Genomic DNA, 14,898 nt, shown 5'->3' with positions numbered 1-14,898 from the left:
CCGCGACCGCACGGAGTGAACCATGCACGACCACGAGATCCTCCGACAGCTGCGCGACGCGCTCGGCGACGCGGTCCTGACCGAGGGCCCCGGGTTCGAGGCCGTGCACACCGACAAGTCGGGCTTCTCCGCACCGGGTCGCGCGCTCGCGCTCGTCGCTGCCCGCTCGGTCGAGGACGTGCAGGCGGCGCTGCGCATAGCGACGGAGCACCGGCTCTCGGTCGTGCCGCGCGGAGCGGGAACGGGCCTCGCTGCCGGGGGAGTGGCGAGCGAGGGAGCGCTCGTCCTCTCGACCGCCGCCATGGACCGCATCCTCGAGGTGTCGCTCGAGGACGAGCTGGCGGTGGTCGAGCCCGGGGTCATCAATCAGGCGCTGTCGGACGCCGTCGCTCCGCACGGCCTCGTCTTCTCGCCCGACCCCGCGAGCCGCGCGATCTCGAGCATCGGCGGCAACATCGCGACGAACGCCGGGGGGCTGCTGTGCGCCAAGTACGGCGTGACCCGCGAGGCGGTGCTCGGGTTGACGGTCGTCCTCCCCGACGGACGCCTGCTCCGCACCGGCCGCCGCAGCGTGAAGGGAGTCACCGGGTACGACCTCACCGCGCTCCTGACCGGCTCCGAGGGGACGCTGGGCGTCATCGTGGAGGCCACCGTGAAGCTCCGCCCGATCCCGACCGGGCGCGTGGTCACGGTCGGCGCGTACTTCCCGAGCGTCGTCGCCGCGGCCGCCGCCTCCGCCGCGATCACCGCCGCGCGGCTCCGTCCCGCGGTGATGGAGCTGATGGACGAGGCGGCGCTCGCCGCGATCTCGCGCTACACCGGAGCGATGCTGGACCGCGGTGCCGCCTACCTCCTCGTCCAGACGGACGGCGGAGGAGCGGCGGAGGAGTCGCAGCGCGTCCTCGAGATCGTGACCGCCTCCGGGGGCGCCGCCGAGGCGACCGAGGACCCGGCCGAGGGTGAGGCTCTGCTGGCCGTCCGCCGGGCCTTCCACCCGGCGCTCGAGGCGGAGGGCCGCGTGCTGATCGAGGACGTCTGCGTGCCCCGCTCCGCGCTGCCGGCGATGTTCGCGGCGATCCGCGGCATCGAGGAGCGGACGGGGCTCAGCATCCCCACCGTCGCCCACGCGGGGGACGGGAACCTCCACCCGAACTTCGTGCTGCCCGCGGGGGACGGACCCGTGGAGGAGGACGTCTGGGACGCCGCCGCGGAGCTCTTCCGCACGGCCCTGGCCCTCGGCGGCACGCTCACGGGCGAGCACGGCGTGGGACTGCTCAAGCAGCGCTGGCTGGCGGAGGAGCTGGGCGAGGACTCGCTGGCGCTCCAGCGCGGGATCAAGGCCGTGTTCGACCCGCTGGGGATCATGAACCCGGGGAAGGTCTTCTGAAAAGGGCGCCCCGGGCTACAGCAGCTCGGCCGTGATCATCGAGGCGGTGAGCACGATCGTCGCCGCGGACATGAGCCAGTAGAGGACCGTCTCGCGCCAGGACCCGGCGGAGCCCAGGACGGGCAGCGCGGCGTAGCCTCCGGTGGTCCAGACGTGGCGCAGCGGCGTCCGGCGCAGGCGCCGCGGCAGGCGCACGCGCAGCGGCCACAGCCAGTTGATCCCGCCGGTCGTGAGGGCGTCGCCGGCCACGTGCACGAGGTAGCCCAGCGTCGCGGCGACCCGGAGCCACGCCCAGGTGCCGTCGGCGAGCGCGACGAGCAGGACCGTGACGACCGTCGCCCCGGCCCAGGCGATGCGCCAGGAGGGGGCGGCCCGGACGGCCTTCGCGGCGAACGCGAGGGCGGGCAGCGTGAGCACGGCGGCCACGGCGACGGGGCCGACGATCGGCACCGGGAAGCGCAGCGCCGTGAGCACCGGCACCAGGTACCAGACGACGGCGACCGCGAGCAGCGAGTGCATCCCGTGCCGGTGCCCTCCGCTGATCCGGCCCGCGGTCGCGGTGAGCAGGGAGGCGCCCGGCGCCGAGCGGGAGACGGTCGCGCTCGCGTGGTCCGCGTCGGGCACCAGGGCCCAGCCGGCGGCGACTCCGAGGCCGACCAGCCGGAGGTCCAGCGGGAGACCCGCGAGGCCGAGGGGCCCGGCGACGGCGGGCACGGAGGCGGCGACGGCCCAGGCGAGCGCACCGGAGACGGCGTGCGAGCGGCCCATCATCGCGGGTCGGCTCCTTCGACTGGGCGCTGCGACGACGGAGGACGGCCGCGGCGGGACGAGAGAACCCCCGGCCGAGTGCGTGAGCACGGACCGGGGGTGAGGGTGGGCGATACCGGACTCGAACCGATGACCTCTTCCGTGTGAAGGAAGCGCGCTACCAACTGCGCCAATCGCCCAGGGGGACGTGCTGGACGACCCGAGAGACGATCGTAGCGGATCCGCGGGGCCCGGATGCACCGCCGACGCCCGCCACGCCCGGGTGAACGGACGGCGACGAGCCGGTTTCGCGCGGAAAGACGCGGATCGGACTCCGAGCGGCGGGATCGGCGTCCGCTCGATTTGGATTCCGGCGCCGCTGTCGTATACATTCTTCTAGGTCGAGCCGGGCAGCGAAAGCGCCGGACAGGCAGCACGACAGCACGACACGCAAGACGGCAACACCAGTACGACCTACATGCGGATGTGGCGCAGCGGTAGCGCATCACCTTGCCAAGGTGAGGGTCGCGAGTTCGAATCTCGTCATCCGCTCGAACACCGGTCCTCGGACCGGCGTCATCGGGACGGCACCCTCGGGTGCCTCCCACCTGGTCGGCCCTCGGGCCGCCGACACCGAATCCCGTACACGGTGGATTGGCCGAGAGGCGAGGCAGCGGCCTGCAAAGCCGTATACACGGGTTCGAATCCCGTATCCACCTCGATCGTTCACCGAACGAGGCGCTCCGCACGGAGCAACGGGCGATTGGCGCAGCGGTAGCGCGCTTCCCTGACACGGAAGAGGTCACTGGTTCGATCCCAGTATCGCCCACCACGAGAACCCCCGGCCCCTGGCCGGGGGTTCTGTCGTTCCCGGCTCCGGCGCTACCCTCGCAGGATGCCCGCCCCGATCCCCGTCGACGACCAGGGCACCCTCCTGCGGCTCGTCTCGCGGGACGACGGACCGGCCCTCGCCGCCGCGTACCGGCGCAACCGCCGGCACCTCGCGCCCTGGGAGCCGACGCGCTCGACCCGCTTCTTCGAGGCGGGGGGCCAGACCGACGCCGTCGCGGACGCGCTCGCCGCGCACCGGGCCGGCAGCGTGCTCCCGCTCGTCCTCGACGCGGGCGGCGTGATCGTCGGTCGGCTGACCCTCGCGAACATCGTCCGCGGCGCCTTCGACAGCGGCGAGCTCGGCTACTGGCTCGACAGCGATCTGGAGGGCCGCGGCGTGATGACCCGCGCGGTCGGAGCCGTCCTGCGCACCGCACGGGAGGATCTGGGGCTGCACCGCGTGCAGGCCGGGACGCTCCTCCACAACGTCGGATCGCAGACCGTGCTGCAGCGCAACGGGTTCGAGCGGATCGGCGTCGCGCGGCGCTACCTGCGGATCGCCGGGGAGTGGCAGGACCACGTCCTCTTCCAGGCGCTTCTCGAGGGCGGCCCGCTCCAGCCTCCGCCGACTCCGCTCGTCTAGGGTGAGCGGCGCCGGCCTTCTCCCGGCGCTCCGAGCGGGAGGGACGCGCCCATGACCACGCGGCACATCGGCGGACGAGAGTTCGACTTCGAGCGGCAGGTGGCCGTGATGGCGGTCGTGAACCGCACACCCGACTCCTTCTACGACAAGGGCTCCACCTTCGCCCTGGACAGCGCCATCGCGGCCGCCGTGCGCGCCGCGGAGCTCGGCGCCGACTGGGTCGACATCGGCGGAGTGCCGTTCGGCCGGGGCCCCGCTGTCACGCTCCAGGAGGAGCTCGACCGGGTCGTCCCCGTCGTGGCGGGCATCGCGGAGCGGAGCGACGTGGTCGTCTCGGTGGACACGACGAGCGCCGAGGTCGCGCGCGCGAGCATCGCCGCGGGCGCCTCCGTCATCAACGACACGAGTGGGCTGCACGACCCCCGGATGCTCGAGGTCGTCGCCTCCTCCTCCGCTCAGCTCGTCATCACCCACAGCGTGGGCGCTCCCCGCAGCGAGCCGGAGAGACCCGAGTACGACGACGTCGTGGCGACGGTGGTCGACCACCTGCGGAGCCGCGTCGATCGCGCGCTCTCGGGTGGAGTGCCTGCCGGGAGGATCATCGTCGATCCGGGTCACGACCTGAACAAGAACACCCTGCACACGCTCGAGCTGACCCGCCGGCTGGGCGAGGTGGCCGCGCTCGGCTTCCCGGTGCTCGCCGCGGTGTCCAACAAGGACTTCATCGGCGAGGCGCTGGACCGGCCGCAGGGGGAGCGCCTCGAGGGCTCCCTCGCCGCCGCGGTGATCTGCATCCTGAACGGTGCGCGGATCGTGCGCATGCACGACGTGCGCCAGGCGGTGGACGCCGTGCGGATGACGGAGGCGGTGCTGGGCTGGCGGGCGCCCGCCTTCCTCCGCCACAACGTGGAGCCGGCGGCGTGAGCGCCCGCATCGACGGCCTGTCGCCGGCCGGGCAGGACCTGTCCGACGAGGCTCTGCTGGCCCTCTACGCGGACGGGGCGGGCGAGGAGTGGCTCCGGGTCAACTTCGTCGCGAGCGTCGACGGAGCGGTCACCCGTGACGGCGTCTCGGGCGATCTCGGGGGCGCGGCGGACCTGCGCGTGTTCGACCTGCTCCGCCGGCTCGCCGACGTCGTGCTCGTCGCGGCCGGCACGGTTCGGACCGAGGGCTACGGCCCGATGGTGCTGAGCGACGAGTCCGTGCGGGCCCGGCTCGGCACCGGGCTCGCCCCGCAGCCCGTCTTCGCGATCGTCTCGGGGTCGCTCGACCTCGATCCCGCTTCGCGGATCTTCACCGAGGCGCCGGTGCGTCCGATCGTCGTGACCACCGGCTCCTCGTCGGCCCGCCGCCGCGCGGAGCTCGCCGAGGTCGCCGACGTGCTCGTCTGCGGCGACGCACGGCTCGACGCGACGCGGATGCGGGCGCAGCTCGCAGAGCGGGGGCTCGGCAGGATCCACTGCGAGGGTGGTCCGTCGCTGCTCGGGACCCTCCTCGCCGCGGACGCCGTCGACGAGCTCTGCCTGACCGTCGCTCCGACGCTCGAGGCGGGGGACTCCGGGAGGCTCGCCCGCGGCGATGTCCCCGGACCTCGCCCGCAGCACCTGGCGCACGTGCTCAGCGCCGGCGACACGCTGCTCCTGCGCTACCTCCGCCGGCGCTGACCCGCCCTACTCGCGGCGCCGCTCGTTCCCGTCGCGCTTGGCCTCGGAGGCCGGTCGGGCGGCGATCACGGGGTGGGCGCCGGTGAAGCCGTCCCGGGCGGACGCGATCGCCAGGATGCGCGGCTTCGCGACGTGCCAGCCCACGATCAGGGCGGGCACGCCGACCACCGCGACGATCCCCACGGTCCAGGTGCCGGTCGGGAAGTCGACGGCGATGAGGACCACCACGATCACCAGGAACGCCAGGGTGAGCCACGAGGTCACCGGGGCGCCGGGCATCCGGAAGGACGGGCGCTCCAGGCGGCCCTGGGCCGCCCAGCGCTGCAGCTGCATCTGGCAGAGGACGATCATGCCCCAGCCCGTGACGATGCCCAGCGCCGAGACGTTGAGGACGATCTCGAAGGCCTCGGACGGCACGAAGAGGTTCAGCACGATCCCGATCAGGGTGATGCTCGCCGTGAGCAGGATGCCGCCGTAGGGGACGCCCTGCTTGTTCATCCGGCCGGTGAAGGCGGGGGCGGAGCCGTTGAGCGCCATGGAGCGGAGGATGCGGCCGGTCGAGTAGAGCCCGGCGTTGATGCTGGAGAGCGCGGCCGTCAGCACGACGAAGTTCATGATCGATCCGGCGATCTCGCCCGAGGAGCCGTCGCCCAGCGAGCTGAAGAACGTGACGAACGGGCTCTCGCCCTTCGAGTAGGCCGTGTAGGGCAGCAGCAGCGTCAGCAGCAGCACCGAGCCGACGTAGAAGACGGCGATGCGCAGGATGACCGAGTTGATCGCGCGCGGGATGACCTTCGCCGGCTCCGCGGTCTCGCCCGCCGCCGTGCCGACCAGCTCGACTCCGGAGTAGGCGAACACCACGCCCTGGACGACCAGGACGCTGGCGATCAGGCCGCCGGGCAGGATGCCGCCGTTGTCGTTCCAGAGGCTGATCCCGGGGTCCACGGCGACGCCGCCGGACTGCAGCGGCCAGCCCGCGGCGAGCACGACGACGCCGATCACCAGGAAGACCACCAGCGCCGTGACCTTGATCAGCGCGAACCAGAACTCCAGCTCCCCGAAGACCTTGACCGAGACGAGGTTCAGCGAGAGCACGACGACCAGGGCGATGAGTGCGAGGAGCCACTGGGGCACGGAGGAGAAGAGCGACCAGTACTTCACGTAGAGGGCCACCGCGGTGACGTCGGCGATCGCGGTCATCGCCCAGTTCAGGAAGTACATCCAGCCGGCGACGAAGGCGGCCTTCTCGCCCAGGAACTCGCGGGCGTAGGAGATGAAGGAGCCCGAGCTCGGCCGGTGCAGGACCAGCTCGCCGAGCGCGCGGAGGATCAGGTAGGCGAAGACGCCGCAGACCGCGTACACGACGACGAGCGAGGGACCGGCGGTGGCGAGTCGGCCGCCCGCGCCGAGGAAGAGGCCGGTGCCGATCGCGCCGCCGATGGCGATCATCTGCAGCTGCCGGGGCTTGAGCCCGGGACGGTAGCCCTCCTGCTCCTTCGAGAAGTCGGGCTGCACGGGCCCGCGGTCGTCGTCGCTCTGCGTCACGGGGGCTCCCTCGTCACCGGATCGCGCCGGGCGGCTGCTCCGGCACGCCCGTCAGGGTAAGGGCGCGCTGCTCGGAGGAGGCGGGTGGCGCGGTCCGCGGCATGCGGATCCTCTCAGGATCGGGGCGCCTACCCTGGAGGCATGAGCGGTCCCGACCTCGCACGGCAGTCCTCGCTCGAGGGCGTCCGGATCCCGTCGCCGGCGAGGCGCCTGAACGGCGGCACCGATCCGGCGCTCGTCTGGCGCAACGAGCTCGACGGGCTGACCTTCCGCGTGGACGCCGGGTACCTGAAGTGGAATCCCCGGTCCACGGGCGTCGACCTCCGTCGCGAGATCGCGCGTCTGCGCTGGCTGGAGGGGCGGATCGACGCGCCCCGGATCCTGGAGGCGGGCGAGGACGAGGAGGGGCAGTGGCTCCTCACCGCACCGCTGCCCGGGCGGAGCGCCGTCGATCCGAAGTGGACAGCCCGGCCGGAGGAGGCCGTCCGCGCGATCGCGGCCGGCCTGCGGGCGGTCCACGCGCTCCCCGTCGACGCGGTGCCCGAGGAGCTGCGCGGCGACTCCTGGTTCGCGCGCCGGCCGTCGGCGCTCGGCGCGGCTCCGGAGCTCGTGGACCCCGTCGTGGTGCACGGCGACGCGTGCGCTCCGAACACGCTGGTCGACGACGACGGACGCTGGAGCGGCACGGTCGACGTCGGCGACCTGGGCGTGGGCGACCGCTGGGCGGATCTGGCGGTCGCCGCGGTCAGCCTCGGCTGGAACTACGGCCCCGGCCACACCCCGCTGCTCCTCGCGGAGTACGGAGCGGATCCGGACGACGAGCGCGCGGCCTACTACCGCGCGCTCTGGTCGTCCGAGTCCTGAGTCATTTCTTCTTCGCGGCCTCGTCGTCCTGGGCCGCGCCCTCGTCGCTGCGGTTCTCGCTCGCCAGGCGCAGCCAGCGTCCGTCGCGGACGTCCTTCTCGTGCACGGCCGCCTTCTTGTCGCTCGCGGCGGTGTCGCGCGGGGGGAGCTGGATGGTCTCCTCCGCCTCGATGCCCGCCTGCAGCTCGCGTCCGCGCTCGAGCTCGGCGTCGAACTCCGCGCCGAAGAGCAGGGCGATGTTGGTGATCCAGATCCAGAGGAGGAAGACGATCACCGCGCCGAGCGAGCCGTAGGTCTTGTTGTAGTTGGAGAAGTTGGCCACGTAGAACGCGAAGCCGGTCGAGGCGATCAGCCAGATCGCCAGGGCGACGATCGATCCGATGCTGATCCAGCGGAACTTCGGCTGGCGGATGTTGGGCGCCCAGTAGTAGAGGATCGCGACGATCACGATCGCGATGACCACGAGCACCGGCCATTTCGCGATGTTCCACACGGTGAGGGCGGCGGGCCCGAGGCCCACGACGTCGCCGACGGCGGTCGCGACCGGTCCGCTGAGCACGAGGATGAGCGCCGCGATCACGATCAGGACGACCGTCACCACGGTCACGCCGAGCATCGTCGGGCGGAGCTTCCAGAAGGGGCGCCCCTCGTCGATCTGGTAGACGCGGTTCATCGCGCGGCCGAAGGCGCCGACGTAGCCGGAGGCGGACCAGATCGCTCCGACGACACCGGTCACGAAGGCGAGACCCGCGGCGGAGGAGCTGGTCAGCGCCTGGATCGGGTCGCGCAGCAGGTCGACGACCTCGCTCGACGCGAGGTTCCCGATCAGGTCGAGCACCAGATCGGTGGTGGCCTGCGCCTGGCCGAAGAGCCCCAGCACCGACACGATCGCGAGCAGGGCGGGGAAGAGCGCGAGCACGGCGTAGTAGGTGAGCGCGGCGGCGAGGTCGGTGCACTGGTCCGCACCGAACTCGCGAGCCGTCTTCTTGAGGACGTAGAACCAGGAGCGCTTGGTGATGTCGGTGACGTCGTCGGGCTTCCGGGAATCGTCGGGATCGGGCGCTGTCTTCTCGCGGGTCGTGCTCTGCTCGGCCATGCGGACACGCTACGGGGCCGACAGTCGTCGGACGGCCCCCTTGACGGCGCGGCCGGTCGTGTCGCGGGTCAGGCCCGGCGCTGGCGCGCAGCGGCGAGGGTGCCGAAGAGGAGGAAGGAGCAGGTCGCGGCGAGGACGGTCAGCAGGGGAGCCTCCCAGCCGCCGCTCGCGTCGTGCGCGAACCCGATGACGGTCGGGGCGGTGGCGGCCACGGCGTAGCCGATCCCCTGCACCGTTGCCGAGAGCCGCGACGCGTGGGCGTCGGAGCGGGAGAGCCGCACGACGAGCACGAAGACCACCGTGAATCCTCCGCCCTGGGCCGCGCCGCCCAGCACGCACCAGAGCGCCCAGAGCTGCGGGGCGAGCAGCAGCCCCGCCGGCACCGTGCACCAGAGGAGGCCGACGAGCACGATGCTCCCCAGGGGTCCGAGCCTCCGGACCAGGAGCGGGACGCCGAGGGCGCCGGCGACCGCGGCGAGCTGGAACACCGAGGCGCTCGCGCCCGCGGTCGCGATCGAGAAGCCGTTGCGGTCGACGAGCAACGAGGGGAGCCACGCCGTCACTCCGTAGTACGAGAACGCCTGGCTCGAGAAGCAGAGCGCGAGCGCCAGCACGGTCGCGCTGCGGAAGATCCGCGGAGCCGGTGCGGCCGGTGCGCGGTCGGCGCGGGCCGGGCGGGGAGTCGGACGCAGGGCCGCCCGAGGCCCCACGGCCACGAGCCAGCCGGCCAGAGCGAGGGCGTTGAGGGCGAGCCAGACGAGCAGGGCGCCGCGCCAGCCGAGCGCCAGAGCGAGCGGAGCGGTGCCGAGCGAGGTGATCGTCGAGCCGATGTTGAGGGCCGCGGTGTAGACGCCCGTCGTAAGGTCGACGCGCTCGGGAGCGACGTCCCGCCGGATCACGACGGGGAGGACGACGTTGCCGATCGTGATGGAGACGCCGATCAGGATCGTGCCCGCCACGGCCGGTCCCACGTCGCCGATCGAGCGGACGATCGTGCCGAGCGCGACGCCGATCACCGTGACGGTCACGGCGGCGTCGGGTCCCGCGCGGCGGATCACCAGGAGGGCGAGCGGAGTCGCCAGGGCGAAGCAGAGCACGGGGATGCTGGTGAGGATCCCCGCCTGGCCCGCGGACAGCGCGAGGTCCTCGCGCACCGCGTCGATGATGGGCGCGACGGCGACGATCGGACCGCGCAGGACCAGCGCGACCAGGGCGACCGCCACGACGAGGAGCCAGGGAGCGCTCCGGCGCGCGGTCATCGGGGCGTCGAGGGCCGCGGCACCCCGGTCAGCCGGCCAGGCCGGGGACCCCGGCCGAGAGGTTGCCGACGATGGTGAAGACGCCCGACACCAGACCGAGGGTCCCGGTGACGAGTCCTGCCGTCGCGAGCCCGCGACCGCCTCCGACGACCGGTGCGGCCGCCCGGCCCCTCGCCGAGAAGACGATGGCGAGGATCGAGGGGATCAGCAGCGGATTGATCAGCAGGCTCAGGACGCCGAGCACGAGGCTCGCGATCGCCATCGGGTTGCGGCCCGCCGCGGAGGACGGGGCGGACGGATAGGCGAACAGCTCCTGCTCCGGAGCGCCCGGGGGCGTGCCGTAGGCGGGAGCGGGCGCCGAGGAGGACGGGCGGGACCGGTCGGTCCACGCCGCGCCGTCCCAGTAGAGCTCCGAGCCGAGGTCGGCCGGGTGCGGGTACCACCCGGGCGCGGGCAGCGGAGCGGAGTCGTCGGGCATGGGGCGAGTCTAGAGCGGCACCGATCAGCTCTTGGGCTGCTCGATGCCGAGCGCGTTCCCGTCGGGATCGAGGATCCAGGCCGCCCAGACGCTGCCGCGGTCGGCCACGCCGTTCTCGGTGCGCAGCTCGTCGCTGTCGTAATCCTGCGGAGCCACGCCAAGAGCCGCCAGCGCGTCCAGCTCGGCGCGCAGGTCGGCCACCCGCCAGGCGGCCTTGGTCTGCTCGTCCTTCGAGCCCGTGGTGCTGGCGGTGACGGTGAGCCGCGTGCCGCCGCAGGAGTAGGCGATCGCCGACTCGCTCTCCTCGAGGACCTCCAGCCCCAGGGAGCCGGCGTAGAAGGCGCGGGAGGCGGCGAGGTCGCGGGTGAGCAGAACGGGGCCGATGGGGGAGTCGGAGAGCACGGTGCGTCCTTTCGTCGGTGGGCCTCCAGTCGACGCCCGCTGCGGTTCGGCGCGGAAGGGGTTGCCACCGGGCGGGCCGGAGGGGGGCGGGCGCGGCAGAATGGCCTCGGCCGTGCCCGCCGCGCGGCCGGGAGGAGCCCTCATGAGCTGGACCATCGACGAGGTGGCGTGGACCCACCCGGACGCCGAGCGTCTGCGCGACGCGCAGCGGCGCGAGCTCGACGAGCGCTACGGCAACGACGACCACGAGCCCGGCACGCCGCCCTCGGCCGACGACGTGCCCGTCTTCCTCGTCGCCCGCGACGCGAGCGGCACGGCGGTGGCCTGCGGCGGACTGCGGCCTCTCGACGACGACGTCCTCGGACCGGGGGCGATCGAAGTGAAGCGGATGTTCGCCGACCCCGCCGCCCGCGGCACCGGAGCGGCCACGGCCGTCCTGCGCGCGCTCGAGGCGCGGGCGGCCGCTCTGGGCACGACACGCCTGGTGCTGGAGACCGGGACGCTCCAGCCCGACGCGATGCGGTTCTACCTCCGGGAGGGCTACCACGCCATCCCGCCGTTCGGCGCCTGCATCGGGTCCGAGCACTCGGTCTGCTACGCCCGCGATCTCGATCTCGGCGACTGAGCGTCAGCGGCGCAGGGTCTCCACCGGGTACTCGCCGAAGCGGCGGTGGTACGCCCCCGAGAAGCGGCCCTGGTTGAGGAAGCCCCAGCGCGCGGAGACGGCGCGCACGGTCTCCTCGCCCGGAGCGCCCTCGCGCAGCTCGACGCGCGCCCGGTCGAGACGCACGCCGCGCAGGTAGCCGAGCGGAGTGTCGCCGAAGTGCCTCCGGAACGCGGCCTGCAGCGCCCGCGGAGTGAGCCCCGCCGCTGTCGCGATGTCGGACACGGTGACGGGCGACGCGGCGAACGCGTGCAGGAACTCGGCGGCACGCAGCAGGTGCTCGAGCCCCGGCCGCAGCACCTGCGCCGGAACGACGACCGGCCGGTGCGCGAAGGTCGCGAGCAGGTGCAGAGCGACGCCGCGCTCGGCCGCCACGAGCTGCAGCGCTGTCGCCTCGCGGCCCGACCGGAGGACGCCCGCGAAGTCGTCGACCGCCCGCCACCAGCCCGGGAGTGCCGACGCGGAGGCGATCGAGCGGTGGTCGAAGACGAGCGGCAGCGGCACGCCGTCGCCGGCCTCGGACGCGACCTGCTCGAGGAGGCCGGCGGCCACGTGCACGAGCCGCTGCTGGAAGTCGCGGCTGACGAACTCGAACGGACGCGCGCTGGGGAACACGACCGGCCGCCCCGGCAGGTGGACGATCCGATCGCCCTCCGGGTCCACCACGCTCGTGCCGGAGAGGAACCACGAGACGACGTACTCGCCCGCCGGACGCAGCCCCCCGGACACGGAGCCCCGGAACACAGACGTCCGCAGGCTCACGCCCTCGCTCCCGGAGACGTCGTAGCGGAAGGAGAAGGGCCGCTCGACCGGTTCCGTCCGGAATCCCGACCCGCCGTAGCCGTCCGAGTAGAAGCGCCGCGCCTCCTCCAGGTCGGCCCCGGAGCGCGTGAAGCGCTGCAGCGCAGGACCGGCACCCATCGGACCAGGATGCCACCTGGACGGATTGCGCACCGGTCGCCCCCGCGCCCCTCTCCGGGGTACGTCCTGTCGGCAGGGTGACGGGGTCGGACGACACGGACGGAGACGCATGGAGATCAGCGCACGCAGACTCGCGGCACGCGACGCGGTGGCCGTCGTCGCCGTGCTCGCCGCACTCGAGGGGGCGCTCGCCGTGGACGCCCTGCCGCCCGGCCTGGAGGAGGTCCTCCTGCACCAGCTCGAGCGCAGCTCGCTCGTGCTCCCCGGCGCCGACCGGGACGAGCTCGCCTCCGCTCTGCGCGCGCTCGGCGTCCGCGTGCTCGACGCGCTCGGGTAGAGGCCGCCGCCGACTACAGTCGAGGGGTCAACCGAGCCCGAGGAGTGCCCGCACGTGTCGAACGAACCGTCGAATCCCGCAGAGAACGAGTCCCACTCGGTCGTCACCGAGGCGGGCACGGGATTCACGCACTTCACCGACCGGGCCGTGGTCGCGATCCGCGTCAACGGGGAGCTCAAGGACCTCGCCGCCGACGTCGTGCCGGGCGATCGCATCGAGCCGGTGCTCATCTCCTCGCCGGACGGGCTGAACATCCTCCGCCACTCCGCGGCCCACGTGCTCGCGCAGGCGGTGCAGCAGATCAACCCGGAGGCGAAGCTGGGCATCGGCCCGCCCGTCACCGACGGCTTCTACTACGACTTCGACGTCGAGGAGCCCTTCACGCCCGAGGCGATGAAGGCGCTCGAGAAGGCGATGGACCGCATCGTCCGCCAGGGCCAGCGGTTCGTGCGCCGCGTCGTCTCCGAGGAGGAGGCGCGCGCCGAGCTCGCCGGCGAGCCCTACAAGCTCGAGCTGATCGGGATCAAGGGCGGGGGAGCCGAGGACGAGAGCGTCGAGGTCGGCGGCGCCGAGCTCACCATCTACGACAACGTCGACCCGCGTTCCGGCGAGACGGTCTGGAAGGACCTCTGCCGCGGCCCGCATCTGCCCAACACCCGCATGATCGGCAACGGCTACGCCCTGACCCGCAACGCTGCCGCCTACTGGCGCGGCTCGGAGAAGAACCCGCAGCTGCAGCGCGTCTACGGCACCGCGTGGCCCACGAAGGACGAGCTTCGCGAGCACCAGGCCCGCCTCGAGGAGGCGGCGCGCCGCGACCACCGCAAGCTCGGCCACGAGCTCGACCTGTTCTCCTTCCCGGACGAGATCGGCTCCGGCCTCGCGGTCTTCCACCCCAAGGGCGGGATCATCCGCTACGAGATCGAGCAGTACATGCGCGAGCAGCTGCTCGCCCACGACTACGAGCTCGTCTACACGCCGCACATCACCAAGGGCGACCTGTTCCTCACGAGCGGGCACCTGCAGTGGTACTCCGAGGGGATGTTCCCCCCGATGCACCTCGACGAGCTGCAGGACGAGGACGGCAACGTCACCCGCCAGGGCCAGGACTACTACCTCAAGCCCATGAACTGCCCGTTCCACAACCTGATCTTCCGCTCGCGCGGCCGAAGCTACCGCGAGCTCCCGCTGCGCCTGGCCGAGTTCGGCACCGTGTACCGCTACGAGAAGAGCGGCACCCTGCAGGGCCTCACCCGCGTGCGCGGCCTGACCCAGGACGACGCCCACATCTACGTCGCGCAGGAGGACGTGTCGGCCGAGCTGACCCGCAACCTCGAGTTCGTGCTGCAGGTGCTGCGCGACTACGGTCTCGACGACTTCTACCTCGAGCTGTCCACGAACGAGGAGGGCAACCCGAAGTTCGTCGGTGCGCCCGAGCAGTGGGAGGAGGCGATCGAGTCGCTGCGCGCGGTCGCCGTCGCCTCCGGTCTCGAGCTGGTGCCGGATCCGGGAGGAGCGGCGTTCTACGGTCCGAAGATCTCGGTGCAGGCGCGCGACGCCATCGGCCGCACCTGGCAGATGTCGACCATCCAGCTCGACTTCAACCAGCCCGAGCGCTTCGAGCTCGAGTACACGGCCTCGGACGGCTCGAAGAAGCGGCCCGTGATGATCCACCGCGCGCTCTTCGGCTCCATCGAGCGCTTCTTCGCGATCCTCACCGAGCACTACGCCGGGGCGTTCCCGGTCTGGCTGTCGCCGGTCCAGGTCGTGGGCATCCCGATCGCCGACGAGTACCTGCCCTACCTCGAGGAGGTCGTCGGCGAGCTCAAGCGGTCGGGCATCCGCGCCGAGATCGACTACTCCAGCGACCGGATGCAGAAGAAGATCCGCAACGCCACGCTGCAGAAGGTGCCCTTCCAGATGATCGTGGGGGAGAAGGACCGCGACGCCGGAGCCGTCAGCTTCCGCTTCCGCGACGGCACGCAGGAGAACGGGATCCCGGTCGCCGACGCCGTCGCGCGCATCCGCGAGGCCGTCGCCTCGAAGGCGCAGGTCTGAGC

The 14,898-nt window shown here is 72.6% G+C and carries 15 protein-coding genes and 4 tRNA genes; 11 read left to right on the top strand and 8 right to left on the bottom strand.

What is annotated here, in order from left to right; genetic code table 11:
* The first annotated feature begins 22 nt into the window (after window positions 1–22).
* Window positions 23–1,387, top strand: coding sequence for an FAD-linked oxidase C-terminal domain-containing protein (locus GTU71_RS05735; protein ID WP_159939462.1), 1,365 nt, complete (start codon window positions 23–25; stop codon window positions 1,385–1,387).
* Window positions 1,388–1,402: 15 nt separating this feature from the next.
* Here GTU71_RS05735 and GTU71_RS05730 read toward each other — a convergent pair whose 3' ends face one another.
* Together GTU71_RS05730 and GTU71_RS05725 are read right to left on the bottom strand one after the other, a co-directional pair.
* Window positions 1,403–2,158 carry a metal-dependent hydrolase gene (locus tag GTU71_RS05730; RefSeq protein ID WP_104283713.1) on the bottom strand — a complete coding sequence of 252 codons (756 nt, stop codon included), beginning with the start codon at window positions 2,156–2,158 and terminating at the stop codon, window positions 1,403–1,405.
* A 103-nt stretch (window positions 2,159–2,261) separates the two neighbouring features.
* A tRNA-Val gene (locus GTU71_RS05725) sits at window positions 2,262–2,334 on the bottom strand.
* A 280-nt stretch (window positions 2,335–2,614) separates the two neighbouring features.
* On the opposite strand from GTU71_RS05725, the gene GTU71_RS05720 reads away from it, so the two are divergent.
* The 6 genes from GTU71_RS05720 to GTU71_RS05695 all read left to right on the top strand — a co-directional run bounded on the left by GTU71_RS05720 (window position 2,615) and on the right by GTU71_RS05695 (window position 5,272).
* Window positions 2,615–2,686 (top strand) — tRNA-Gly (locus GTU71_RS05720).
* A 96-nt stretch (window positions 2,687–2,782) separates the two neighbouring features.
* A tRNA-Cys gene (locus tag GTU71_RS05715) sits at window positions 2,783–2,853 on the top strand.
* A 38-nt stretch (window positions 2,854–2,891) separates the two neighbouring features.
* Window positions 2,892–2,966 (top strand) — tRNA-Val (locus tag GTU71_RS05710).
* A gap of 63 nt (window positions 2,967–3,029) precedes the next feature.
* The gene (locus GTU71_RS05705) at window positions 3,030–3,608 is read left to right on the top strand and encodes a GNAT family N-acetyltransferase (protein WP_159939461.1); all 579 of its coding nucleotides are present in this window, start codon (window positions 3,030–3,032) and stop codon (window positions 3,606–3,608) included.
* A 51-nt stretch (window positions 3,609–3,659) separates the two neighbouring features.
* Window positions 3,660–4,532 carry a dihydropteroate synthase gene (gene folP, locus GTU71_RS05700; protein ID WP_104224638.1) on the top strand — a complete coding sequence of 291 codons (873 nt, stop codon included), beginning with the start codon at window positions 3,660–3,662 and terminating at the stop codon, window positions 4,530–4,532.
* Window positions 4,529–5,272 (top strand): pyrimidine reductase family protein, encoded by a 744-nt coding sequence (locus GTU71_RS05695; RefSeq protein WP_104251077.1) that lies wholly within the window; start codon window positions 4,529–4,531, stop codon window positions 5,270–5,272. The genes folP and GTU71_RS05695 overlap by 4 nt, the downstream gene beginning before the upstream one ends.
* Before the next feature lie 6 nt (window positions 5,273–5,278).
* Here the strand turns inward: GTU71_RS05695 and GTU71_RS05690 are convergent, their stop codons facing one another.
* Window positions 5,279–6,817: an amino acid permease gene (locus GTU71_RS05690; RefSeq protein ID WP_244229624.1), complete on the bottom strand. Its 1,539-nt coding sequence runs from the start codon at window positions 6,815–6,817 to the stop codon at window positions 5,279–5,281.
* Between the two features lie 141 nt (window positions 6,818–6,958).
* Here GTU71_RS05690 and GTU71_RS05685 point away from each other — a divergent pair, with 141 nt between their 5' ends.
* Entirely contained in the window at window positions 6,959–7,681 is a 723-nt protein-coding gene (locus GTU71_RS05685) for an aminoglycoside 3'-phosphotransferase (RefSeq protein ID WP_104256166.1), read from the top strand.
* A 1-nt stretch (window position 7,682) separates the two neighbouring features.
* Here GTU71_RS05685 and GTU71_RS05680 read toward each other — a convergent pair whose 3' ends face one another.
* The 4 genes from GTU71_RS05680 to GTU71_RS05665 all read right to left on the bottom strand — a co-directional run bounded on the left by GTU71_RS05680 (window position 7,683) and on the right by GTU71_RS05665 (window position 10,916).
* Entirely contained in the window at window positions 7,683–8,777 is a 1,095-nt protein-coding gene (locus tag GTU71_RS05680) for a YihY/virulence factor BrkB family protein (RefSeq protein ID WP_104239455.1), read from the bottom strand.
* A gap of 68 nt (window positions 8,778–8,845) precedes the next feature.
* Entirely contained in the window at window positions 8,846–10,036 is a 1,191-nt protein-coding gene (locus GTU71_RS05675; protein WP_159939460.1) for an MFS transporter, read from the bottom strand.
* A 28-nt stretch (window positions 10,037–10,064) separates the two neighbouring features.
* Window positions 10,065–10,514, bottom strand: a complete 450-nt coding sequence (locus GTU71_RS05670; RefSeq protein ID WP_159939459.1) for a DUF2510 domain-containing protein — start codon at window positions 10,512–10,514, stop codon at window positions 10,065–10,067.
* A 24-nt stretch (window positions 10,515–10,538) separates the two neighbouring features.
* Entirely contained in the window at window positions 10,539–10,916 is a 378-nt protein-coding gene (locus GTU71_RS05665; RefSeq protein ID WP_159939458.1) for a VOC family protein, read from the bottom strand.
* 142 nt (window positions 10,917–11,058) lie between these two features.
* Here GTU71_RS05665 and GTU71_RS05660 point away from each other — a divergent pair, with 142 nt between their 5' ends.
* Window positions 11,059–11,541, top strand: a complete 483-nt coding sequence (locus GTU71_RS05660) for a GNAT family N-acetyltransferase (RefSeq protein ID WP_159939457.1) — start codon at window positions 11,059–11,061, stop codon at window positions 11,539–11,541.
* A gap of 3 nt (window positions 11,542–11,544) precedes the next feature.
* Here GTU71_RS05660 and GTU71_RS16275 read toward each other — a convergent pair whose 3' ends face one another.
* Complete coding sequence (locus GTU71_RS16275) at window positions 11,545–12,501, bottom strand: AraC family transcriptional regulator (protein WP_104327523.1); 957 nt, start codon at window positions 12,499–12,501, stop codon at window positions 11,545–11,547.
* Window positions 12,502–12,610: 109 nt separating this feature from the next.
* Between GTU71_RS16275 and GTU71_RS05650 the strand changes: the two genes are divergently transcribed.
* Together GTU71_RS05650 and thrS are read left to right on the top strand one after the other, a co-directional pair.
* The gene (locus GTU71_RS05650; RefSeq protein WP_159939456.1) at window positions 12,611–12,838 is read left to right on the top strand and encodes a hypothetical protein; all 228 of its coding nucleotides are present in this window, start codon (window positions 12,611–12,613) and stop codon (window positions 12,836–12,838) included.
* A 147-nt stretch (window positions 12,839–12,985) separates the two neighbouring features.
* Window positions 12,986–14,896, top strand: coding sequence for a threonine--tRNA ligase (gene thrS, locus GTU71_RS05645; protein ID WP_244230674.1), 1,911 nt, complete (start codon window positions 12,986–12,988; stop codon window positions 14,894–14,896).
* Window positions 14,897–14,898 lie beyond the last annotated feature (2 nt).

Source organism: Rathayibacter sp. VKM Ac-2762, assembly GCF_009866585.1.
Classification (GTDB): Bacteria; Actinomycetota; Actinomycetes; order Actinomycetales; family Microbacteriaceae; genus Rathayibacter.
This window is presented reverse-complemented; position numbering and strand designations above follow the sequence as displayed.

Coding starts and splice junctions, on each gene's coding strand:
- GTU71_RS05735 (WP_159939462.1), top strand. CDS start 23: ATGCACGACCACGAGATCCTCCGACAGCTGCGCGACGCGCTCGGCGAC.
- GTU71_RS05730 (WP_104283713.1), bottom strand. CDS start 2,158: ATGATGGGCCGCTCGCACGCCGTCTCCGGTGCGCTCGCCTGGGCCGTC.
- GTU71_RS05705 (WP_159939461.1), top strand. CDS start 3,030: ATGCCCGCCCCGATCCCCGTCGACGACCAGGGCACCCTCCTGCGGCTC.
- folP (WP_104224638.1), top strand. CDS start 3,660: ATGACCACGCGGCACATCGGCGGACGAGAGTTCGACTTCGAGCGGCAG.
- GTU71_RS05685 (WP_104256166.1), top strand. CDS start 6,959: ATGAGCGGTCCCGACCTCGCACGGCAGTCCTCGCTCGAGGGCGTCCGG.
- GTU71_RS05680 (WP_104239455.1), bottom strand. CDS start 8,777: ATGGCCGAGCAGAGCACGACCCGCGAGAAGACAGCGCCCGATCCCGAC.
- GTU71_RS05675 (WP_159939460.1), bottom strand. CDS start 10,036: ATGACCGCGCGCCGGAGCGCTCCCTGGCTCCTCGTCGTGGCGGTCGCC.
- GTU71_RS05670 (WP_159939459.1), bottom strand. CDS start 10,514: ATGCCCGACGACTCCGCTCCGCTGCCCGCGCCCGGGTGGTACCCGCAC.
- GTU71_RS05660 (WP_159939457.1), top strand. CDS start 11,059: ATGAGCTGGACCATCGACGAGGTGGCGTGGACCCACCCGGACGCCGAG.
- GTU71_RS16275 (WP_104327523.1), bottom strand. CDS start 12,501: ATGGGTGCCGGTCCTGCGCTGCAGCGCTTCACGCGCTCCGGGGCCGAC.
- GTU71_RS05650 (WP_159939456.1), top strand. CDS start 12,611: ATGGAGATCAGCGCACGCAGACTCGCGGCACGCGACGCGGTGGCCGTC.